General features: G+C 35.1%; 23 protein-coding genes. 11 read left to right on the top strand and 12 right to left on the bottom strand.

From position 1 onward, the window contains the following. Positions 1 to 137 precede the first annotated feature (137 nt). Entirely contained in the window at positions 138 to 1,304 is a 1,167-nt protein-coding gene (locus tag VB248_RS20505) for a DUF1624 domain-containing protein (protein ID WP_323298703.1), read from the top strand. Positions 1,305 to 1,366: 62 nt separating this feature from the next. On the opposite strand, the gene VB248_RS20500 is transcribed toward VB248_RS20505, so the two are convergent. The 6 genes from VB248_RS20500 to VB248_RS20475 all read right to left on the bottom strand — a co-directional run bounded on the left by VB248_RS20500 (position 1,367) and on the right by VB248_RS20475 (position 7,922). Continuing rightward, positions 1,367 to 3,595: a M28 family metallopeptidase gene (locus VB248_RS20500; protein WP_323298702.1), complete on the bottom strand. Its 2,229-nt coding sequence runs from the start codon at positions 3,593 to 3,595 to the stop codon at positions 1,367 to 1,369. Between the two features lie 187 nt (positions 3,596 to 3,782). Continuing rightward, on the bottom strand, positions 3,783 to 3,965 hold the full coding sequence (locus VB248_RS20495; RefSeq protein WP_323298701.1) for an Arc family DNA binding domain-containing protein: 183 nt from the start codon (positions 3,963 to 3,965) through the stop codon (positions 3,783 to 3,785). Between the two features lie 3 nt (positions 3,966 to 3,968). Further along, positions 3,969 to 4,823, bottom strand: coding sequence for an SPFH domain-containing protein (locus VB248_RS20490; RefSeq protein WP_323298700.1), 855 nt, complete (start codon positions 4,821 to 4,823; stop codon positions 3,969 to 3,971). 214 nt (positions 4,824 to 5,037) lie between these two features. Beyond that, on the bottom strand, positions 5,038 to 5,634 hold the full coding sequence (locus VB248_RS20485; protein ID WP_323298699.1) for a glycoside hydrolase family 19 protein: 597 nt from the start codon (positions 5,632 to 5,634) through the stop codon (positions 5,038 to 5,040). Positions 5,635 to 5,669: 35 nt separating this feature from the next. Then, on the bottom strand, positions 5,670 to 6,707 hold the full coding sequence (locus tag VB248_RS20480; protein WP_323298698.1) for a hypothetical protein: 1,038 nt from the start codon (positions 6,705 to 6,707) through the stop codon (positions 5,670 to 5,672). Between the two features lie 30 nt (positions 6,708 to 6,737). Then, on the bottom strand, positions 6,738 to 7,922 hold the full coding sequence (locus tag VB248_RS20475; protein ID WP_323298697.1) for a patatin-like phospholipase family protein: 1,185 nt from the start codon (positions 7,920 to 7,922) through the stop codon (positions 6,738 to 6,740). A gap of 405 nt (positions 7,923 to 8,327) precedes the next feature. On the opposite strand from VB248_RS20475, the gene VB248_RS20470 reads away from it, so the two are divergent. Further along, on the top strand, positions 8,328 to 8,558 hold the full coding sequence (locus VB248_RS20470; RefSeq protein ID WP_323298696.1) for a hypothetical protein: 231 nt from the start codon (positions 8,328 to 8,330) through the stop codon (positions 8,556 to 8,558). Further along, a complete protein-coding gene (locus tag VB248_RS20465) occupies positions 8,555 to 9,286 on the top strand; it encodes a hypothetical protein (protein ID WP_323298695.1) in 732 nt (243 codons plus the stop codon). The genes VB248_RS20470 and VB248_RS20465 overlap by 4 nt, the downstream gene beginning before the upstream one ends. A 136-nt stretch (positions 9,287 to 9,422) precedes the next feature. Here VB248_RS20465 and VB248_RS20460 read toward each other — a convergent pair whose 3' ends face one another. After that, positions 9,423 to 10,340 (bottom strand): D-2-hydroxyacid dehydrogenase, encoded by a 918-nt coding sequence (locus VB248_RS20460; protein ID WP_323298694.1) that lies wholly within the window; start codon positions 10,338 to 10,340, stop codon positions 9,423 to 9,425. Positions 10,341 to 10,593: 253 nt separating this feature from the next. On the opposite strand from VB248_RS20460, the gene dnaK reads away from it, so the two are divergent. The 6 genes from dnaK (at position 10,594) to VB248_RS20430 (ending at position 17,406) form a co-directional block, all read left to right on the top strand. Next, positions 10,594 to 12,498 carry a molecular chaperone DnaK gene (gene dnaK, locus VB248_RS20455; protein ID WP_323298693.1) on the top strand — a complete coding sequence of 635 codons (1,905 nt, stop codon included), beginning with the start codon at positions 10,594 to 10,596 and terminating at the stop codon, positions 12,496 to 12,498. Between the two features lie 203 nt (positions 12,499 to 12,701). Continuing rightward, positions 12,702 to 13,535 carry an abortive infection system antitoxin AbiGi family protein gene (locus VB248_RS20450; RefSeq protein WP_323298692.1) on the top strand — a complete coding sequence of 278 codons (834 nt, stop codon included), beginning with the start codon at positions 12,702 to 12,704 and terminating at the stop codon, positions 13,533 to 13,535. A gap of 302 nt (positions 13,536 to 13,837) precedes the next feature. Next, positions 13,838 to 14,644, top strand: a complete 807-nt coding sequence (locus tag VB248_RS20445) for an RpnC/YadD family protein (RefSeq protein ID WP_323298691.1) — start codon at positions 13,838 to 13,840, stop codon at positions 14,642 to 14,644. Between the two features lie 143 nt (positions 14,645 to 14,787). Further along, positions 14,788 to 15,507, top strand: coding sequence for a DUF3667 domain-containing protein (locus VB248_RS20440; protein ID WP_323298690.1), 720 nt, complete (start codon positions 14,788 to 14,790; stop codon positions 15,505 to 15,507). Positions 15,508 to 15,661: 154 nt separating this feature from the next. Further along, on the top strand, positions 15,662 to 16,528 hold the full coding sequence (locus VB248_RS20435) for an Rpn family recombination-promoting nuclease/putative transposase (protein ID WP_323298689.1): 867 nt from the start codon (positions 15,662 to 15,664) through the stop codon (positions 16,526 to 16,528). 23 nt (positions 16,529 to 16,551) lie between these two features. Continuing rightward, complete coding sequence (locus VB248_RS20430; RefSeq protein ID WP_323298688.1) at positions 16,552 to 17,406, top strand: Rpn family recombination-promoting nuclease/putative transposase; 855 nt, start codon at positions 16,552 to 16,554, stop codon at positions 17,404 to 17,406. 93 nt (positions 17,407 to 17,499) lie between these two features. On the opposite strand, the gene VB248_RS20425 is transcribed toward VB248_RS20430, so the two are convergent. The 3 genes from VB248_RS20425 to VB248_RS20415 form a co-directional block, all read right to left on the bottom strand. After that, positions 17,500 to 18,615, bottom strand: a complete 1,116-nt coding sequence (locus tag VB248_RS20425; RefSeq protein ID WP_323298687.1) for an XdhC family protein — start codon at positions 18,613 to 18,615, stop codon at positions 17,500 to 17,502. 113 nt (positions 18,616 to 18,728) lie between these two features. Beyond that, positions 18,729 to 19,880 carry a cysteine desulfurase family protein gene (locus tag VB248_RS20420; RefSeq protein WP_323298686.1) on the bottom strand — a complete coding sequence of 384 codons (1,152 nt, stop codon included), beginning with the start codon at positions 19,878 to 19,880 and terminating at the stop codon, positions 18,729 to 18,731. A gap of 49 nt (positions 19,881 to 19,929) precedes the next feature. Continuing rightward, a complete protein-coding gene (locus VB248_RS20415) occupies positions 19,930 to 20,436 on the bottom strand; it encodes a DUF937 domain-containing protein (RefSeq protein ID WP_323298685.1) in 507 nt (168 codons plus the stop codon). A 110-nt stretch (positions 20,437 to 20,546) separates the two neighbouring features. Here VB248_RS20415 and VB248_RS20410 point away from each other — a divergent pair, with 110 nt between their 5' ends. Further along, positions 20,547 to 20,972: a nuclease A inhibitor family protein gene (locus VB248_RS20410; RefSeq protein WP_323298684.1), complete on the top strand. Its 426-nt coding sequence runs from the start codon at positions 20,547 to 20,549 to the stop codon at positions 20,970 to 20,972. A gap of 34 nt (positions 20,973 to 21,006) precedes the next feature. Here VB248_RS20410 and rplT read toward each other — a convergent pair whose 3' ends face one another. Next, positions 21,007 to 21,351, bottom strand: coding sequence for a 50S ribosomal protein L20 (gene rplT, locus VB248_RS20405; RefSeq protein WP_184136617.1), 345 nt, complete (start codon positions 21,349 to 21,351; stop codon positions 21,007 to 21,009). Positions 21,352 to 21,472: 121 nt separating this feature from the next. After that, positions 21,473 to 21,667, bottom strand: coding sequence for a 50S ribosomal protein L35 (gene rpmI / locus VB248_RS20400; protein WP_323298683.1), 195 nt, complete (start codon positions 21,665 to 21,667; stop codon positions 21,473 to 21,475). Positions 21,668 to 21,864: 197 nt separating this feature from the next. Between rpmI and VB248_RS20395 the strand changes: the two genes are divergently transcribed. Continuing rightward, positions 21,865 to 23,037: a tetratricopeptide repeat protein gene (locus VB248_RS20395; protein ID WP_323298682.1), complete on the top strand. Its 1,173-nt coding sequence runs from the start codon at positions 21,865 to 21,867 to the stop codon at positions 23,035 to 23,037. Positions 23,038 to 23,088: the final 51 nt, after the last annotated feature.

Genomic DNA, 23,088 nt, shown 5'->3' with positions numbered 1-23,088 from the left:
TTTAAGTGAAACATCTGTAAACTTTAGATGAAGATTTTTACTAAAAAATCATTTTCACCAATAAGTAAGTACAGTAGTAAAAGTATCTTGTGTTAAATTTTGAAAAAGGATTTCTAAAACTATAAAACCAATAATGTATGAAAAGAATAAATACCATTGATTTTGTGAGAGGTTTAGTAATGATTATCATGGCTTTAGACCATATCAGAGATTTTATACATGTAAGCTCGCTTACGGTGAATCCAACTGATCTTTCAAATACCACACCTGCACTGTTTTCTACTCGCTGGATTACACATTTTTGTGCCCCAACTTTTGTGTTTTTATCTGGAAGTTCGGCTTACCTTTCTTTCAGTAAACAGCAAAATCTTGTCGAAAGTCGTAAGTTTTTATTAACTCGTGGACTTTGGCTGATTTTTTTAGAATTTACTGTTGTCAATTTGGGCATTTGGTATGACATTCATTTTGGCATTCTATTGTCACAAGTCATCGCTGTGATTGGATTTAGTTTTATTATTCTTTCATTTTTATTAAGATTTTCAAGCAAAACAATTGGAATTATCGGCTTAGTATTAGTTTTTAGCCATGATTTAGCCTTGCAATTCCCCTCTGCTATCACTAATCCAGTATTGAAATTTATAGCATCATTGTTTTTTGCACCAAACGGCTTTCCGATCACTCCTAAATTTATTTTTATTGTAGGTTATCCAATTATTCCTTGGTTGGGAATGATGCTGTTGGGTTTTGCTTTTGGACAATCTTTTGAAAATGAGAGCGAAACAAGAAAGAAGATATTTTTACGGGCTGGAATGATTTCTTTAGCTTTATTTATTGTACTGCGTTTGGTAAATCTTTATGGCGATGCCGTACCTTGGTCAGTGCAGTCAAAGTTTACTTTTACGATTTTATCTTTTTTGAATATTACAAAATATCCACCTTCGTTGCTTTATACTTTGCTTACTTTAGGAGTAATGTTTTTGGTTATGAGGATTGTGGAAGGAGCTAAAAATAAACTGATAGAATGGGTTTCTATTTTTGGTAAAGTGCCTTTGTTTTATTATTTGATACACTGGTATTTAGTTCATTCGATAATGATTGTAGTACTCTTGATGCAAGGTTTTCAATGGAGTGACTTGAATTTTCAAGACTTTAATTTTGGTCGTCCGAAAGGAGTATCAGGAGTAGAGTTGCCAATGGTTTTTTTGATTTGGTTAATCGTAATACTGCTGATGTTTCCTTTATGCCGTTGGTACGCAAATTACAAAAGCTTGCATAAAGAAAAACAATGGTTAAGGTACTTATAATTTCAAGTTTCGATATTCAAAAAAACCTCTCCAAGTACTTGGAGAGGTTTTTTTGAATGTTTTTATTTTAAAAGTGCTACTGCTTTTTCAACTTGATCAGTAAAATTATTTAGGACAGTCGCTACGGTTTCAATACCCGTTTCTGCATCTTTCCATTTTCTTTGTTCGATAGATTCTCTGACTGATGGAATTGTTTTTACGCCATAACCAGTAAAAAATCCTGGAGCATAAATTTGGTGTTTGTACCACGGACGGTTCGGAAGTCCTTCTTGTTTTGTCAAATAGCGTTCAACGGTATAAAGTAATTCGTTTAATTTCGCTAATTGAGTCGCATTGAGTTTTTCGCTATTTTTTACTACTTGTGCATACAAATTAGCACTTTTTTCTAAACGAGTTAGTGCATTTTCCAAAGGAGCAAAGTTAATATAAGGTACTTCGTCCAATACTTTTACAGTATATGGTTCTTTAGGGTCGCTGGCGGCTTCGTAGCGTCCTTCTTTGATGAGACGATTATTCTCTTCAGTTTTACTTCTGGTATTTTCTAATAATTTCTTTACTTCATCACCATAGTTTTGTAATGTATTTGAAAAACTTTGGAATTCAAAAGGTAGTACTTCTGCATTGGCAAGACGCAAAACACTACGTCCCATTGTTTTTGCCAAAGCTACTCCATAAGCAAAATCAGGGTCTTTGAATTTTGTATAATGGTCGAAAGAATCGTAAATAGAGTGATATTCGCCACCTTCGTCTTCACCGCCAAAACCTACATTCATAGCCGAAACCCCTAAATGCTGTAAAAATGGAGAGAAATCTGAACCAGAACCTAATGCTTCAATCCGTAAATCAGCACGGTTTAATGCTTCTTTTTTGCCTTCTGGCGAACCATTTACTAAAATATTTGAACGTAAACGCTCTGAAACACTGATACCTTTTTGTGGGTCGATTACGTCACGACTTACTTGGTTGAAGAATTTTTCTAAAGTATGCGAGCCACCTGCGTATAAAAATCCACGACCATTGCCGTCTGAGTTAAGGTAAACTACCGCTTTTTTACTCAATTCATCACGATTGGTTTCAACCCATTCCGTTGAACCCAACAAGCCCGGTTCTTCTCCATCCCAAGCACAGAAAACCAACGTTCTTTTTGGTTTCCAACCAGTTTTGGCTAATTCGCCAATAGCACGAGCTTCTTCCATTACAGCAACCATACCACTTAGTGGGTCGGCTGCACCAAATACCCAAGCATCGTGGTGGTTTCCTCGTAGAATCCACTGGTCAGGAAATTCTGAGCCTTTCATTACGGCAATTACATTATAAAGTGGCTCTACTTTAAAATCAAACGCTAATTTTAAATGTACTTTGGCAGCACCCGGCCCGATGTGATAGGTAATCGGTAAAAGTCCACGCCAAGCTTCTGGGGCAATTCTACCTTCTAATGCCTTTAATAAAGGGAGAGCATCACCATAAGAAATTGGTAAAACTGGAATTTTCATAATCGTTGTTGCTTCACGATAATCCAATCTTTTGGCATTTTTTGTGTCGCCGTAACCAGGTGTAAGTGGGTCACCCGGAGCAACAGGAATATCTAAAACCGAACCACGCTGTACGCCAGTTTCATTTCTGAATGGGCCTTTTGGATAGACATCGCCTTGTCCGTATCCGTCATCTTTTGGGTCTGAGTAAATCAAACAGCCGATTGCTCCTTTTTCTGCGGCTAATTTTGGTTTTAGTCCACGCCAAGAACCGCCATAACGAGCAATGACGATTTTACCTTTAACACTTATGCCCAATTTTTCTAATACTTCATAGTCGTCGGGTCTGCCGTAGTTGACGTAAACTAATTCAGCTGTAACGTCGCCATCTGCTGAAAAACAGTTGTAAGTAGGCAAATGCTCTTTCAATTGGATAGAAGTAGCATCCTCTTTTAAGGCTGGTTCTACCAAAGAAGCCTTGAAAGTAGTTGGACTAACTAATGATAATTCTCTCAATTTGGGCGTTGGGAAAAGGGCATAAGAAGTATCAATACGAGCCTCATAACCCCAAGAACGGAACAAATCTCTCATATACACCGCATTGTCACGGTCGTGAGGCGAGCCAACATAATGCGGTTTTGAACTCATAAACTTCATCCAAGTACGCAAGTTTTGCGGGTTGAGTTTACTGTCAAATTGAGCTTCTAAATCTTTTTCTTTAGCAGTACTTTTATCATTGAAACCCAAAATATTTTGAGCCGACGATAAGTTTACATTCAATAAATAAAGAATGGTAAGGATGGAAATGGTTTTTTTCATGAGTAATATTTGTTGAAGAAAATTGAATAGCAGTATCATTGAATACTTGCGACTGAATTAGTAAATATATTTATTTTTAGTCAAGGTTGGAGTTTATAGATAGAAAAAAGATATAATTTCTCAATGGAGTTGTTTTAATATACAAAATCCCCAAAATAAATTTTGAGGATTTTGTACATTAACAATGCTATTTATTTTTTGTGTCTTCTGATTCATCCTTCTTTTTGAGTCTTTTGGCATCTTTCAGACTCTTATTCAACATCCATTCTATTTGCCCATTCACGCTCCGAAATTCATCGGCAGCCCATTTTTCAATTGCCTTCATCATGTCGGCATCAATACGTAGGGCAAAGGATTTTTTTTCAGCCATAATCTATTGATTTAAAGTACCAGTATTAATCACTGGCTTGGTTTCGCTATCACCACAGAGTACAACCATCAAGTTGCTTACCATTGTTGCTTTTTTATCTTCATCAAAGGTAATAATGTTTTTTGAGTCTAATAAATTTAAGGCACTTTCTACCATGCCAACAGCTCCTTCAACAATTTTATGGCGAGCTGCCACAACGGCAGAAGCCTGCTGTCTTCTAAGCATCGAATGAGCAATTTCAGGGGCGTAAGCCAAATAGCCAATTCTTGACTCAATTACTTTGATTCCTGCAATTTCCAAGCGTTCGCTTACTTCATTTTCAAGGGCAGTATTAATATCATCGAAATTTGTACTGAGCGTAACAGTTGCTTTTTCATCTTCAAAATGGTCGTAAGGAAATGAGCCAGCCAGTTTACGAACCGCAGAGTCTGTCTGAATTCTGATAAAACTTTCATAATTATCTACTTCAAACAGAGGCTTAAAGGTATCTTCTACTTTCCAAACCAGAATGACACTTATCAGAATTGGATTTCCCATTTTATCGTTTACTTTGATTTTCTCACTTTCAAAGTTGCGTGCTTTCATTGAAAGTGTGATTCTACTAAAAAATGGATTGACCCAAAACAGTCCGTTTTGTTTGATAGTACCTTTATAGTCACCAAAAAGTAAAAGTACTTTAGCCGAATTTGGACTAATAATGATAAAGCCTTTTAGGATCAAAGAAGAAAGTATGATTGCTAAAATTGCATCAAAAGGATGTCCTTCAACAATGCCAAAAATCAAAAAAGCTAAACTAAGTAACAAGGCAACAATGGCAAAATATCCATTGAATGGGACGAGGTTTTTTTCGGTTTTCATAGATTGAATATTGATATTAAAATGATATTACAATAGTAGTATATTGGTTTTAATTAATCATTCTTTTGAAGGGATAATTTTGATGAATTTTGGATGAGTGGTCGGAATTAATGATTAGGATAAAACTTATAAAAAAACACTCGAAATACTATATTTCGAGTGTTACAGGCATTTTGATAAAACTTAATAGTGAAATTACTTTATATCAATGCGATTAAGCAGTAAGAAAGAAGTGAAGTCCTGCTTTGTATCTATTAAATCGGTCTTGCAATCCATTTGTACCACCGTTGATAACTTTGGTTATTTTTATAAAAGCATCCTTATTAGTACCAAGGTCAATAGATTTTTTTAAATCAATTTTATCAGCCAAAGTATTGATTTTATGTTTATCCCAAAACCAGCCAGCGGATAAAGCAGCATTTTCAAGCTGCTGTAATGAGCATTTATCTACAATTTTGCCACCCAAAATACTTGGATTGTTAATAAAGTCAATCTTTAAATCATTACTTAAATGTGTATAATTTATTCTACCTGTAATTTGAATTAAACCTCTTCCTTTATATTTCCTTCCATCGCCTTTTTGCGTATTTCCTAAGTCTTTCCGATTTTCATAGGCGTCTCCTGTTGCGATTTCCTCTGTGTAGAATAGACCGCCACTTTCGTGTCCTACTTGTGAAAGAAAACAAAGTTGTTGAGCAGGTGTAGTGATATTAAACCTGTCAAGTGTTTTCTGAATGTGTGGAAGAAACTTTGTGGCATGTACCAATTTTGAGCAAGTAGCTTCTTTTAACTGACCGACTGTTAGTGCCATTTTATGAATTGATTAAAAGTTAATATTTTCAACAATTACTTTTTACTTTCCTTCTCACCAGTAGCAACCGCACTTCTAAGTTTCATTACTTTATTCAATAAATCAAACCAGAAAGGAGCTCCCATCGAAATCGCTAAGGCTGATATTAGCCAGCCCAGTAAACTTGCTAAGGTGAAATTTTTACAAAAACCACCTTTCCAACCAATTGCTAAGATCTCTTGACTGCTTTGAATATCGTTCATTACTAATTCGCTTGCTTGTTTTGTAAGCGAATCACTGAGAGTTTGAAGAGCTACATATCTTGTTTCAGCTACTTCTTTAAGGCTATCTTTTGAAACTGCCGAAATTGAAGTCAGAGAATCTATATTCTTTTTATTGGTTTCAAGTTCTACTTTAAGATTTGGATGATTTTTAACAAAAGCATCTGCACGATTGACGATTTGCTGTCTTAGCTCTGGATTTTCTTGTAAGTTTTTGGCAATCTTCAAAGTATCTACATTGAATGCAACCGAAATACCTATACCAATTCCAAAGAGTATTAATTGAGTATAACGCTTGTACCAACCCGTCGAACGCATCATCATTTGTTCAAACCATTGTTCCAAAAATTCTTTAAATTTATCTACGTCGGCTTCTGCCTCGTTCCACAAGGATTGAATTTGTTTCAAGGTTTCGTTTTGAATCACAATTCCTCCCCACGACGTTTTCCCTTCTTCTAAACTTTGGTGAATTTTTGCCTTTAATTCTTCTTTTGTTTTCATGGCGAAGTCGTCTCCTCGCAAAAGGTCTATCACAACTTTTGAAAAAGAAACTTTATCCATGTAGGAGGGAAGTTTACTGAGTAACAGCGTATCAGCCCCTAAGTATTTGATTAAGGGGTGTTGGTAAAACTGTTCACACATAGATGTAGAACCATTATCATCAAGCATTCTTTGAATGGCTTTTTTGAGGACATAGCCCCTAAGACCAATATTGGTAGCGATAATTTCTTGTAGCAAAGAGCCAAGTAAGCTATATAATAAGTATATAAATACCAAGCCAATGACAATGTCGAAAGCGGAGTTATTGAGCATTTTATGAGCGTTTAAGTGGTGGTATTGTTATTAGCAAGTAGGCTGTTGGTCTATCCAAGCGGGGTCGCTAAGGTTTTTCAAAATCGAATATCTATCGCCTGATGCTGTTACTAATGCTCCTTTTTTATCGACTTTCGTTACAAGGTCTTTTTTGAAATAATTATCATCGCTTTTTGGAGAACAGATATACTCTGCAACGGCTTCCCCTAATACTTTCATCAGTGGAAATTTAGTGACATCCGCCATGTCAATTTTGCTAAGTTCTTCATCATCAAGCTCGTGTAGCCAATCTGCTTCAAGATTCGGAATATGAGCAATTGATTTGTCGGGTAATTTTGAAATTGCCTTTGCGTCTAATGAAAGTTGGAATCTTCTGAAATCAAGCTCAGGAAGTAAATTACTTCTCAAAAAGTTTACTTGCATTTCACTGGCATCTTTACTTGATTCATCCATGACATAATTTAACCAGAAAAGAGCATCTAAGCCTTTTGGGTCATGGGTTTCATCTGGCTTAATAAAGCGGAATAAACTTGCTGTTCCTAAGCTGAAGACTGTTGTTTGGTTAGGTACATATTTCCCTTTGCCATCATAGAAAAACGCCTCCATAGTTGCTGCCAACACTGGATTGTTGTAAACGGTTGTACCGCCATCCACAAAGCGTTCAAAAGAGCAAAAGTAAGTTGGTGCAGACATTGTCGCCTCTAATACACCCCGAATGAGTACATCTTGATAAGTACCTTTAACTTCTGAGTCTTTAGTAAAACAAGTAAAAAAGGTTTCTTCACCAGCCGAAAGGTCTTTTGAAGTGAGTAATATATCAATGTTGGAGGAGGTAGTAACTTGTTTGAGCGTATTATCTCCAAAGACTGATTTTACTACATTTCTATAATTCTTTTTATCAAAAGCAGGCGGATTATAGAAGCGATTGGCAAACAAGCCTTTCTTTGTAAAGACTCTTTTTACCATTTTTTCATAAATGTCTTCGATGTCTTTAGCACTCTTTTTAAAAGCAATCAAACTGGCAATAATTGCTCCTGTTGATGTACCAGCTACCATGTCGGCCCATTCATACACTGGACTGCCAGCTACTTCTTCTAATTTTTTGAGTAATTGAACCGTGAATATTCCTCTCATACCTCCTCCATCAAAACTTAGGATAATTTTGTTTTCAGGTTTAATACCTAAGTTTTTCCGAGCAATCTCTCTTGCAGTCATTGTATTAATGTTTAAAATTGAAACTTATTTTCACTAATTAAAAAGGTTGATTCGGGCAATACTTTTCCACCAAGATTATTTTAGAGAATAATCTTGTTATGCAGAAATTTGAATTGATTTTCAGTAAGTTATATTTTTTGTTGTGGAAGTAAACATAGATAAATAATGACTTTTGGTCAAATATTTCTTAGAAAAATACGTTAAAAATTTATTAAACGGTAAATGCCTTATTTTGGACAAGTACAAATGCTACTTTTAGAATAAATGCTTATTCTAAATACCAAAAGCAAGAAAAATGACAAGAAATTGGATTTTTTTATCTTTAAATTTGTTACTTAACCAATATGTTGCTTAATTTTATACGTTGAATTTTTGAATTTCCATCAGTACTAACAAAAAGACACAATGACACAAGTGATAAAAAAAATCGCACATTTGTTATTTGGTTCATTAGAATACGGTTTTCCAGTGTTTGGAGAACAGTCTCGTAAAATCTTATCAGACGAAAATCTTTCTAAGCAATTATTATTTGCTATCGACATGGACAAGCATGGGAAAGTACCACCAACGATTCAAATCAAAGAAAAGTCATATAAATTAGTGCGACTTGGAGAAACCCAATCTATTATTCAATGACCACCATTACCTTTGGCTTTGCTTTAATCATTATTCTAATCATTTTGCCGGGCGGAGTATTCCGTAGAGCCTATTTTTCTTCCGAATTTTCAAACTATCACCTGCGTGCCAGCAATTTCTCGGAAATTGTTTTTACTGTTGGCGTTGGAATTTTCTTCCAAGCTTTAGGTATTTTGTTTGTAAATTACTTAGTTCCCTATTACTACGTTGATTTTATGCTGATTGGTAAATTATTGACCAATCCAGACCATGCTACCATCGCAGCTATTGGTAATTATATCCCTCAGATTTTTTTTTATAGTGTTTTTCTTTGTTTTGGCTGTTTTGCCACAGGCAGAGGACTGATGTATGTAGTAATTACTCAACGACTTGATGAAAAAATCCCTTTGTTGCGTTTTGATAACAAATGGAATTATATCTTTTCTGGAAAACCTTTTGCCAAGAAAAAAGAAGACGAAGTATATAAATACGTAAACATTTGCGTAAGTATCGACGATACTTTTGTGGTGTATTCGGGCTTCTTAACTGATTATTGGATTGGACAAGATGGACAATTGGAGATTGTAGAACTAAAAAAAGTAAAAAGAAAAATTATTGACAAAAGTTACGAACCAAATGACAATGAAATCAATCATACCGAATATGATTTTGTGGTGAGTAAACTACTGATTCCATACAAACAAATTCAAAATTTGTCTATTACTTATTACGATTTGGAAGAACTTTAATACTTGTGGATTTCGGATTTCAGATGTCGGCTTTATCAAAAACTTTTTTTACCAATTTCCGAAATCCGAAATCCCAAATTGCTTTAAAAATTCGTCCACAATTAACTTCTACTTCATAATTCAAATCTCATATCTACTAATATCCTCTTTCCAAATTAGCTATATTTACCAAAGTTTCGCCTTTTTCAAATCTTTCAAGGTTTTCGATAAAAAACTTAATTTTATCCAAATTCTCTTCTGCCCAGCCTCCAGAAGTATGTTGTGTCAATAATACATTGGGCATGTGCCAAAGTACATGATTTTCGGGGATTGGTTCTTTGGCAGTAACGTCTAAAACTGCTCCGTAAATTTTATTTTGTTGTAACATTTCAATCAAAGCCTCTTCATCAACTGCCGAACCTCTACCAACGTTGACAAACAAAGCGGAGGATTTTAACATTCCTAAACGAGTCTTATTCAACAAACCAACCGTTTCTGGCGTTTCTGGCAAAGTAGCCACCAAGATGTCGGTTGTAGGTAAGTAATTGTCTAAATTGACTACCGTTTTAGAATCCAAAACCGTAGTTTCACAATTGAAGCCCGACAAAAAAGTCTTTACTTTTTGTCCGATTGCTCCAGCTCCCAAAACTAATACTTTGGCGTTTGAAAGTAAATGTAAACTCGAACGCAAAGGAGTACCAATCCATTTTGATTCAGTTTGTAGTTGGCTCAAATAGGCAACTCCACGAAACATGGCTAAAATCCCTGCTACTGCTGTTTCAGCTACCGAAGTACCAAAAAAGCCTTTAAGATTGGTAATCTGAAAAGTATGATTTCCTAATTGTTGGTAAGGGTCGAGACCAGCCGAATGTAATTGTAACCACTGAAGTTTGGTGGTTTTCTTTGCCCAAGCTAAAGGCACATTTCCAAAACAAATGTCTGCTTCGAGAAATTGCTCTTCACGGTTTTCAGGAGAAATCTCTTCGCCAATACTTAATGTGTATTTTGCCGCAAGTTGTTCTTTGATGATGGCAACTTCCGCTACTTCAAATTTGGTATGAATGTATATTTTCATGGTAAAATGGATGGTATTCTGTCAGTGTTAAAAAATATTATCTGTTACTATGGCAAAGCAAACAATCAATGCTGTCATTCTGTCATAAAAAAAGCTTTAAAAAGCTACTGGCATTAAGATTGTTAAAAGAAAGGAAACAATTGACAGTTTATACTAAAAGTAAAACTTCAATAACAAAATTAGGCAAACATTTCTGTAAGCCTCATTACTGTTAAATTAAAAATCTTATTCATATACTTAATTAAAATTAACAATGGGAAAAATTATCGGTATTGACTTAGGAACAACCAACTCTTGCGTAGCTGTAATGGAAGGTAACGAGCCAGTCGTAATCGCTAACTCAGAAGGTCGTCGTACTACACCTTCAATCGTTGCCTTCTTAGATAATGGTAACGGTGAACGTAAAGTCGGAGACGCTGCCAAACGCCAGGCTATCACGAATCCAAAAAACACTATTTCATCTATCAAACGTTTTATGGGTAAACGTTTCTCAGAAGTTGGTAGTGAATTAAAAACGATTGCATACACCGTAGAACAAGGTTCAAACGATACTCCACGTGTACGCATCGGTGACCGTTTGTACACACCTCAAGAAATTTCGGCTCAGATTCTTACTAAAATGAAGCAAACTGCCGAAGATTATTTAGGGCAAACTGTTTCAGAAGCAGTAATTACTGTTCCAGCATATTTTAATGATGCAGAACGTCAGGCTACTAAAGAAGCTGGACAAATTGCAGGTTTAGACGTAAAACGTATCATCAACGAGCCAACAGCAGCAGCTTTAGCTTACGGTCTTGATAAAGGCGGTAAAGATATGAAAATCGCTGTATTCGACTTAGGTGGTGGTACTTTCGATATTTCAGTATTAGAATTAGGTGATGGCGTATTTGAAGTAAAATCTACTGACGGTGATACTCACTTAGGTGGTGACGACTTCGACCAAGTAATCATCGAATGGTTGGCAGACGAATTCAAAAAAGATGAAGGTGTTGACTTACGTAAAGATGCTATGGCTCTTCAACGTTTGAAAGAAGCGGCTGAAAAAGCAAAAATCGAATTGTCTTCGGGTGCTTCTACTGAAATCAACTTGCCTTATATCTTCCCTGTGGATGGTATGCCTAAGCACTTGGTTCGTACTTTGTCACGTGCAAAATTCGAGCAATTAGCTGATTCATTAATCCAAAGAATGCTTGAACCTTGTAAGCGTGCAATGAAAAATTCAGGCTTTACCAACTCAGACATCAACGAAGTTATCTTGGTAGGTGGTTCAACTCGTATTCCTAAAGTAGTTGAAGAAGTAGAGAAATTCTTCGGAAGAAAACCTTCTAAAGGTGTAAACCCTGACGAAGCTGTGGCAATCGGTGCGGCTGTTCAAGGAGGTGTATTAACAGGTGAAGTAAAAGACGTATTATTGTTAGACGTTATTCCTTTATCGTTAGGTATCGAAACAATGGGTGGTGTTTTCACTAAATTAATCGAAGCTAACACTACAATTCCTACGAAAAAATCTGAAACATTCTCGACTGCTTCAGACAACCAACCTTCGGTAGAATTGAACGTATTACAAGGTGAGCGTCCGTTAGCAAGTCAGAACCGTTCATTAGGACGTTTCCACTTAGACGGTATTCCACCAGCACCACGTGGCGTTCCACAAGTAGAAGTAACTTTCGATATTGATGCCAACGGTATCCTTCACGTATCTGCAAAAGATAAAGGAACAGGAAAAGAAAGCAATATCCGTATCGAAGCTTCAAGTGGTTTGACTGATGCAGAAATCGAAAAAATGCGTCAAGAAGCGAAAGCACATGAGGCAGAAGATAAAGCAGAACGTGAAAAAATCGAAAAAATCAACCAAGCTGATTCATTGATTTTCCAAACAGAAAAACAATTGAAAGAGTACGGCGAGAAACTTTCGGCAGGTAACAAATCAGCCATTGAAGGAGCTTTAGCAGAATTGCGTACTGCACACGGTTCACGTGATGTAGCGTCAATTGATTCAGCTCTTGAAAAATTAAACAACGCATGGGCAGCAGCTTCGCAAGAAATGTATGCACAAAGCGGCCCTCAGGCAGGACAACCAACTGGCGATGCTGGTCAAACAGCTGACGCTGGTTCTTCTTCACAAGCAGAAGATGTTCCTTTTGAGGAAGTGAAGTAAAAATAGCTTTGAGCCTTGAGCGATGAGCCATCAGTCTCCGACTGATTTTTAGATATAAAGTGTTATAAAATCTCCTTTTAGGAATTCTTTCAAATTTTTGAAAGGAGATTTTGTAGCACTTTTTTTGTTAAAAATCAAAACTGAATACTTTCTTAAATTTAGTTCATTTGATATGAGTAATTCAAATTTAAAAATAAATAACTATGGCAATAAGTCCGAATTCTATTCTACATTTTACTAAACGCAGGGCTTCTCTTGAAAAGATTCTTGAAGGTTTTTTTACAACACATTATTGTAAAGAGGTTTTTGAACTTAATGAAGCTAAATATAAACTTGGTATTCCAATGATTTCATTTTGCGATATTCCAATAAGTAACATTACATCACATACTGATAAATATGGAAATTATGGAATAGGTCTTAAAAAAGAATGGGCAGAATTAAATAGAATAAACCCTGTACTTTATATGGAAAAGGAGTCTTCTATTGCAAAGCTTATTGAGCCTTTGATAAGAGAAGTTATCGTAAACGATAAATACGGGAGTTTTAGAACTTCTCTAATAGAAGAAAGAAATGGAGATATAGTCACTATAAAACCAATAAATGATAAAGATAGAGAGTTGAAAATAAATGCAGTAATAGGGCAGTTATCTTTTATAAAAAATTATAAAGGTGTATTAAAGAGAAAAGGAAAACCTGATATTCTTGATTATAAATTCTATGACGAAAGGGAATGGCGTTATGTACCAGTGGCTTCTGAAATCAGTGATGGTCATAAATATTATGACTCTATAATGTCTGAAGCTGAATATGATATTTGGAGAGGGGAGCGTTTGTCAAAAAAGAAAAATATAGAAGGCACAGAATTAAGATTCGAATCAAAAGATATTGATTATATTTTTGTAAAAAAGGAATCCGAGATTCCAACAATCATCAAAGCTATTAGAAAATCTAAAAATATTTATAAAAATAATGAAGAATTAGATTTACTTATTAGCAAAGTTTTATCTCTTGAACGGATTAAGAATGACTTTTAAGTAATCAAAACTCAATCAAGTATTAAACAAACGTCCAAGACACAGTCTTGAACGAGTTTCTGAGGAAAAGTAAAATAGCTCAGCGGAAAAATATTTATGGATTGTGGAAAATGCAAAGCCTTCTGAGGAAAAGTAAAATAGCTCTGCGGAAAAATATTTATGGATTGTGTAAAATGTAAAGACTTCTGAGGAGAATGTTTCGACTAATTTACTGTAAATCACCAATCTCTCATTTTACCTTTTCCATAAGGTAGAATAGGAGATTTTTATTTCGATTTATTGAAATATTGTTAGTTTTGAATATGGAAAAGAAATCTACAAAACAAGAAGGTAATCAGTACGATAAAATCGTAAAGGAGAATATTGAGAGCATCATACCTGCTTTGATGAATAGTGTCTTGGGTTTTAAGGTTAGTAAAGCAGAAGTGATAAAAGAAAAGCTTCAACAAACAAAAGAAAAAGAAGCGGATGCTTTAAGGATAATAACTGACCCTAATGGTCGGAAGTTTATACTACATCTTGAATTTCAAGTAGATGATTATTCAAAAATGATTTACAGAATGATTGATTATTGGGGTTTACTCAAATATAAATATCATTTACCTGTTCGACAGTATGTGATTTTTATTGGAAGTGGCAAACCCAAAATGCAATCTATTTTGGCAGAAGATGGGAATTATTTTCAGTTTCAAATGATTAATATTACTGAATTTGACTATAAACGCTTTTTAGTTTCTAATAATCCAGAAGAAATAATTTTAGCTGTTTTAAGTAATTTTGGTGAAGAAAAACCTGAAAATGCTTTAAACGAAATAATTCATAGACTTGAAGAAACTACTTCAGAACAAAGAACTTTTCAAAAGTATTTAAGACAATTGCGAGTATTATCTAAACTTCGTAAATTAGATTTAAAATTTGACGACATGATACAGAACATTGCCAAATATATTGATGCAGAAAACGATTATCTCGTTATCAATACCAAAAAGGAAATAGTTGAGAATCTTTTACGTGAAAGTGGTCTGTCCGTTGACAAAATTGCAAAAATGGCAAAAGTCACCTTAGACTTCGTAAAAAGTATTCAAGAAAAACTCAATTCCGAAAAGTAATTTTTTGCCCATAAAATACAATCTCTCATTTTATCATTTCAATATGGTAAGATGGGAGATTTTTTATTGCCAATTTTTCTCTATTTTTGAATGAAGCAAATAAAAGCTAAATCACACAAACTAAATACCTCTGTTTAACGAACATGAAAAGTGAATACTTAAATCGTCCTAATCAGGTAAATACTACTAAGGAACAAGAAATTATATTGGAAAGGGTTGATAGAAAATATGCAGTGGAAGAATTCCTAAACCTGATTGGCTACGAACGAGGTTTTTTGTTTACTGTTCGTGAATTATTATTTCGTCCAGATAAACTGATTCATCATTATCTCAACACGGATAGAAATGCTTGTACCAAACCCGTAACTTTTTTGATTCTCTGTTCAGTAATTTATAGCTTGATTACGAGCTACTTAGAAGTAGATTTACTTAGCGAAGAACAGCTAAAAAAACAATATGGTACTTCAAGCGTAAATGACGTGATGCTGTGGGTTCAGAATAATTATGGATATGCCAATATTCTGATGTTAGTATTCATTGCCTTTTGGACGAAGAGATTTTTCAGAAAGTATTCTTATAATATTTACGAAATCGGCGTTTTGTTGTGTTTTATCATGGGTGAAGGTATGTTATGGTTTTCCATACATCCAATCGTTACGAAATTTGTTAGCAATACTGTTTTTGATTCAGTCTTTTATTTGTCTATAGTATTTTATGTCGCTTGGGCTATCGGGCAGTTTTTTGAGAAAGGTTTCAAAAGTTTCTTAAAGGCACTATTTGCATATTTATTGGGTTTTGGTTCGTTTGATATAGTATTAATTTTAGTGGCTGTCGCTATGGATTTGATTGCAAAAAAAATGTAGCGTTTTACAATTTTTAAATGTGATGAGTGTAAAATAGCGGGAAAATATCCTGAGTAAGAGTGTTGAAAAGATGAATTAAACCGATGATTTCAAACAAAATAGAATTACCTACGACCTAAAAAGTATAACTTTGCCTAATAACAAGATTAAGTAAATGAAAGCAAAATATGTAAACCCTTTTACGGACTTTGGTTTTAAGAAAATCTTTGGAGAAGAAGCCAGTAAGCCTCTTTTGATAGATTTTCTGGGGAATCTATTGCCAGAAGCCAACATCGTGGACTTGACTTTCAAGGACAAAGATAAACTGGGGCATAAGGAAGCCGATAGAAAAGTGATTTACGATATTTATTGCGAAAACAGTGCTGGTGAAAAAATCATTGTAGAGCTTCAAAAGGCTAAACAGAATTATTTTAAGGATAGAACCGTTTATTATGCCACTTTTCCCATTCAAGAGCAAGCAGAAAAAGGTGAATGGAATTATCAACTGAAATACGTTTATTGCATTGGTATTCTTGATTTTAAGTTTGATGACCATATCAAGTCTGGGCAAGGAGAAGTAATTCACACCGTGCAACTCAAAGACCAACACAACCAAGTATTTTATGAAAAGTTGAAGTTTGTTTATTTAGAAATGCCTCATTTCAAAAAAACGGAACAGGAATTAATAAGCCGATTAGATAAGTGGTTATTTTTCATTCGACATCTTGAAGACTTTGAAACCATCCCTGAAATATTCAAAGACGAAGTATTTGTCCAAGCCTTTGAAAAAGCTGAAATAGCCAAATACACCGAGCAGGAAAGATTAGATTATGAACAAAGTTTGAAAATTTATAGAGATTTGAAAGGAGTAATTGATTCAGCTTTCGATGAAGGGAAGCAGGAAGGATTATTAGAAGGAACACAAAAAGGGAAATTAGAAGAAAAGTTAGAAATTGCCAGAAAAATGAAAAGCAAAGGCTTGTCCTCTTCCGATATTGCTGACTTGACGGGGCTTTCTGAGAATGAAATAGATACACTTTAAAATACTTAATTTTATATAATGCCATGAAAGCAAAATATGTAAACCCTTTTACGGACTTTGGTTTTAAGAAAATCTTTGGAGAAGAAGCCAGTAAGCCTCTTTTGATAGATTTTCTGGGGAATCTATTGCCAGAAGCTAACATCGTGGACTTGACTTTCAAGGACAAGGATAAACTTGGGCATAATGAAGGCGATAGAAAGGTGATTTATGATATTTATTGCGAAAACAGTGCTGGTGAAAAAATCATTGTAGAGCTTCAAAAGGCTAAACAGAATTATTTTAAGGATAGAACCGTTTATTATGCCACTTTTCCCATTCAAGAGCAAGCAGAAAAAGGTGAATGGAATTATCAACTGAAATACGTTTATTGCATTGGTATTCTTGATTTTAAGTTTGATGACCATATCAAGTCTGGGCAAGGAGAAGTAATTCACACCGTGCAACTCAAAGACCAACACAACCAAGTATTTTATGAAAAGTTGAAGTTTGTTTATTTAGAAATGCCTCATTTCAAAAAAACGGAACAGGAATTAATAAGCCGATTAGATAAGTGGTTATTTTTCATTCGACATCTTGAAGACTTTGAAACCATCCCTGAAATATTCAAAGACGAAGTATTTGTCCAAGCCTTTGAAAAAGCTGAAATAGCCAAATACACCGAGCAGGAAAGATTAGATTATGAACAAAGTTTGAAAATTTATAGAGATTTGAAAGGAGTAATTGATACAGCCTTCGATGAAGGGAAGCAGGAGGGGAGATTGGAAGGAAAACAAGAAGGGTTACTGGAAGTAGCCAGAAAAATGAAAAGCAAAGGCTTGTCTTCTTCCGATATTGCTGACCTGACGGGACTTTCTGAGAATGAAATAGACAAGCTTTGAATTATTTAAAAATAAAAATCGCCCATTTTACAGTTTTAAGCTGATAAAATGGGCAATTTTATAAATAGTAAATGATAACCGTTTGTAAAGATTTTAAACCTCATAAATTGGTTTATCTCTAAACTTTAATCTTTCACCACTTCTTTTGCTGAAAATGGTTTTGATTTCTGCCAAAATCGAAATAGCAATTTCTTCTGGTGTGTTTGCACCAATATCTAAACCAACGGGAGAGGCAATGCGTGCAGCGTCTTTTTCAGAAACTGATTCACCTTCTTCTGCCATAGCTTTAAACATTTTATCACTTCTTTTTTTGGGGCCTAACATTCCGATATAAGGAATTTCTGTACTTAATAAATGACGCAGATTTGTGAAATCTGTATTATAATCATGTGCCATTAATATCGCCACCGTGTAAGGGTCGATAGCAATATTTTTCGCATTTTCTTTTTCGATGACTGCATCAGCCCAAGTGAAAAGTTGTTTTTGTACTTTTAGTGGATTACAAATTACAGATACTTTCCAGCCAATTTCTTTGGCTAATTTCACCATTGGATAAATATCATAATTGCCACCATACACTAATAAATGAGTCGCAGGAATAAGTACTTCTATAAATAATTGGATTGTACCGTCTTCTAAAGAATAACTTTTGATACTTGATTTTGTAGAAATTAAACCGTCTTGAATGTCTGAAAGAAGCTCTTCGCTGATTTCTTTCAGAGGAAAAATACTTTCAAATTGATTGGCAGATTCAAAATGGAAAGTATCACCGAGTTGAATAGCGTCGGTTTCCATTCTTAATTTGGTTACTGTTACTAATACTTCTGGTTTTCTACTTTCAACGCACTGTTGCAGAGCAAGTACTTGATTATTGGGGTTTTCTACGTCCAAAGGGGTAAGTAAAACATCAATAATACCATTGCAACCCAAGCCTACGCCAATTTGATAAGGGTCGTCTTCGGAAGTATCATAAGTAACTACACTTGCTTTGTTTTGAGCAATGGCAAATCTGGCACGTTTCAGTGCATCACCTTCCAGACAACCGCCACTAATTCCGCCGACCCATTCGCCCGAATCTGAAATTAACATTCTTGCCCCAGCTCTTCTGTATGATGAACCTTCTACTCTTACTACGGTGGCTAAGGCTACTTTATGTTGACTAAAATCTATTTGATGATAAGCGTCAATGATGTTTTTGATTTCTTTCATTTTTTTAGCTGAGAGATTTTAGCTGTGAGCTGTGAGCCTTGAGCTATAAGCCTTAAAGACTTCTTTGAAATTTATAGCTAAAAGCTAAAAACTCATGGCTCATAGCTCGTTGCTCATAGCTTTAGACTCTCTACAATTTCTTTTACATAATGAATGGTAAAATCTATATCACTTTGTGTAGTGTATTTTCCTACACTAAAACGAATAGAAGCCTGTGCGAGTTCATCGCTCAAACCAATGGATTTTAGTACATGAGAAGGCTCAATAGAAGCAGAAGTACAAGCAGAGCCACTCGAAACGGCAATTTCTTTGAAGGAATCTAAAAGCCTTTCGCCATCAAGTCCTTCAAATGAAATATTACTTACATTTGGAAGACGTTTTTCAATATGCCCATTGATACTTGTGCCAGCGACATGTTGAAGAATGCCTTGTTCTAATTGATTCCGTAAATTTTCAGTTTGTTTGGCTACTTTTTTTAGTTCAAATTGTGCGATTTCACAGGCTTTTCCCAAACCAACAATCAACGGAACGTTGAGTGTGCCTGAGCGAAAACCTCTTTGATGCCTGCCGCCGTCCATTTGTGCTACCAGATTTTTAGCATCAGATTTTGCATTCACATATAAAACACCAATGCCTTTTGGCCCATACAATTTATGTCCAGACATACTGAGTAAATCAATATTTTCCTCACGAACATCAACCGATACTTTTCCGACAGCCTGAGTAGCGTCTGTATGAAATAAAACATTATGTTTTTTAGCCAAAGCTCCAATTTTGGCAATGTCTTGAATCGTCCCGATTTCATTGTTGGCATACATGATTGAAATCAAAAAAGTATTAGGGCGAATGGCTTTTTCTACTGCTTCGGGCGAAATCATTCCTGAAGAATCGGGTTGAAGTAAAGTAATTTCTGCCCCTAATTTTTCAAGATGTAAGCACACATCCAAAATGGCTTTATGTTCGGTTGGAAGTGTAATGATATGATTCTTTTCGGGCGAAAAATGCTCAAAAAGTCCTTTCAGAGCCAAATTATTGGATTCAGTTGCTCCGCTGGTAAAAACAATTTCTTTAGGATTGGCATGAATCAATTCAGCCACTTGTTCACGAGCGATGTCGATAGCTTCCTGAGCTTTCCAACCAAATAAATGTGAACGTGAAGCAGGATTCCCAAAATGCTCGCTGAAATAAGGAAGCATGGCTTTCAAAACTCTTTCATCAAGCGGACAGGTAGCGTTATAGTCAAGATAAATGGGATATTTCATCATAAAAAAAGGTAAGCAAATGCTTACCTCAAAAGTACAAAATCTTAAGGAATTAATTGCCAAACAAACCGCCAAGCATTCCTCCCAAACCTTCGCTTGAACCAGATTGTCCACCAAGGAATTTTCCAGCGATATTTTTTACATCATTCATATCAACGTTTCCGTCAGCAAACGCACCTGTAATATCGCCAATGTTGAAAGACTTATCATTTGGGTCGTTGGTTTTGCTAACCAAAGCACCCAATACATTGGGTAATACTTGTGAAACAATACCTGCTGCTGCAGATTTGTCTAAACCAAATTTTTCCATCAAGCTTCCAATAGCTTGTTGAGCAATGTTTGCTACCATCGGATTAGCCATTAAACCAGCTACACCGCCACCAGCTTGTCCGTTCAACAATCCTGTGATGCCTGATAAGCCACCGTTTTGAAAACCATTTGTGATAGCACTCATAATTGTTTGCATCGCTTCTTGGTTTTGTGCATTGGGAATAGCAGGGTTTTTTACGATGGCTTCTTGCGAGTGGTCTTGAATAAGACCCATTAATTGTTCTAACATGGTTTAAGTAATTTTATAAGTATTTTCGTTTTAAGTTACAATTATAGATAGATTTTTCTAATTTCAACCATTAATAGTTGAGAATTAATGAATACAAAATTTAGACAAAGATGAGCAATTCAAAGTCACAAAAAAACAGTAAAACATATCTTAAAGAGCAAATAGAACTACTTGTGGCAGATTTGAGGTATCCGAGTGAATCAGATGAAAAGATTGAGTTTTTTGAAATACTCGATACTGTTGCTGAAATTTCTACCGAAAACTTTAAAACTTTTATAGGAAAAAGCGAAGAAACAGCCATTCAAACGATGGACTTGGAGCTTTTCTTTGAGCCTTTAACACGTTCAGAAGATTGGTTTACAGACGAAGAAGCACAATGGGCAGAAGATGCACTCAAACTAAAAACAGTGCTAAAGAAAAAATTACAAGACCTTCAAGTATTCAGAGTGGGGGAGACCGAAATCGAAGTATTTGTAATCGGTAAAACCGAAGCAGGCGAATGGATAGGAATTAAAACTTTATTGATTGAGACATAAAAAAAGAGCGATTCAATGAATCGCTCTAATCTTTCTATTTTACTTTCGCTACTACTGCTTTGAACGCCTCTGGGTGGTTCATTGCTAAGTCAGCTAATACTTTTCTGTTTAACTCGATACCTTGTTTGTTTAATTTACCCATTAAAGCTGAGTAAGATAAACCTTCTTGACGTGCAGCAGCATTGATACGCTGAATCCATAAAGCACGGAAATCTCTTTTCTTAACCTTACGGTCACGGTAAGCATATTGAAGACCTTTTTCAATTTTGTTCTTCGCTACCGTCCAAACGTTTTTACCTCTTCCGTAAAAACCTTTAGCTAATTTAAGCACTTTTTTACGTCTTGCTCTCGACGCTACGTGATTGACGCTACGTGGCATAATCTTGGTTGTTTTTTGAAAAATGGCGGTTAATGCTTAACACTTCTTGAGCCAATTTTTCTGGTTGAACAATAACTAAATAATTTTTTGTTTTTGGGAATACAATCTCAAAAAGCAAGAATTACATTACTAACATTAACGTTACTCTGTCCATGTCAGATGAACTTACTAAAGTATCGTGAACTAAGTTACGTTTACGTTTAGTAGATTTTTTTGTAAGAATGTGGCTATGGAAAGCGTGTTTACGCTTGATTTTGCCTGTTCCTGTAACCTTGAAGCGTTTTTTAGCTCCAGATTTGGTTTTAATTTTTGGCATTTTATTAAACGTTTTAAATGAAAAATATAAATTTTGTAAAATAGTCTGCAAAGATACAAAAAAATATAATAGACAAAGCTAAAACTGAAAACAAAATCATTTAAAGTAATCATTCAGAGGATATTTTGATCAAAAGCTTTGATAATTTTTAACAGCATTCATAGCCTTGAATAATTATCATTTTGTAATTTTGATTGATGAATAAGTACCTACTCTTTTTAGTCTATTTTGTTGGCTTACCATTTTTGGTAAGTTCTTGCATTTCTGAATCCAAAAAAGGAATCACTATTCCGCCTGTTCCAGAAGTAACCGAGAAGGCTCGCCGTGAAGCAGCCATTGCTTTTTTAACAGATGCGATTGAATCTTCGCCAAGTAGTTCAGAGAATTATTACAAACGTTCGCTTTTGTATTTAGAAAACGATAAAGTAAGCGAAGCCCTCGACGACATCAATACGGCCATTGGTATAAAGCCCAACGTTGGCTCGTATTTTCAAGCAAAAGCATTGATTCTGAGAGCAAACAAACAACCACGAGAAGCCTTAGAAGCGGCCTCAAAAGCGGAAGTATTGAATGCTGAATCGCCAGAACTTTATACTTTGTTGGGCGATTTGTATCAGCAAATCAATCAATACTCTAAAGCAAAAATCTATTTAGCAAAAGCTTTACAGATTTCCCCTAATAATGGTGAAACCTATTTTGTGCAAGGAGAAATTGCTGCAAAAATGGCGGATACAGCCACCGCTTTGGGTTATTATCAGCAAACTTTAGTGCTGAAACCCAGTTTTTTACCTGTTTACTTAAAATTAGCACAAGTACACACCAATCTCCGTGAATATGATTTAGCACTGGCGTATGCCAGTAGAGGTTTGAGGTTTCACCCTCGAAATGCTGAATTGTATTTACAGAAAGGAAAAACATATCAAAAGGCTTGGAAAACCGACAGTGCTTTGATTAGCTACACCAAAGCAATCAGATTAGATACCGCTTTGGTAGAAGCCAGTTTTAATGCCGGAATCATTTATTTCAAAGTTCGTAATTATCGCTATGCTTTACCTTTTTTTGAACGTACTTATCGCAACAATACTAAATATCCTGATGCAAAATTTTTCTATGCACAATGTTTAGAATATACAGGCAATTATGCCAAAGCAGAAGTATATTATCAGGAGCTTTTTAATGAAAATAGCCAAGATTATCGTGCTTTGAATGGTGTGTATAGAACCCAGCACAAGCAAAAATACGGAGAATATTCGCCCAATTTGGACATGAAATATGATACTTCATCCTATCCGAAATACGATATTCCTAAACGAAAATTAGATACTACCACTTTGAAACCATTACAGCCCAAAGTGAATTTGAATAATTAAAAAGCGTAGAATTTTTCATTAACTTGTATTTTGATGTTGAATCAGATACAT

Source organism: Arcicella rigui (assembly GCF_034929435.1).
Lineage (GTDB): Bacteria > Bacteroidota > Bacteroidia > Cytophagales > Spirosomataceae > Arcicella > Arcicella rigui.
This window is presented reverse-complemented; position numbering and strand designations above follow the sequence as displayed.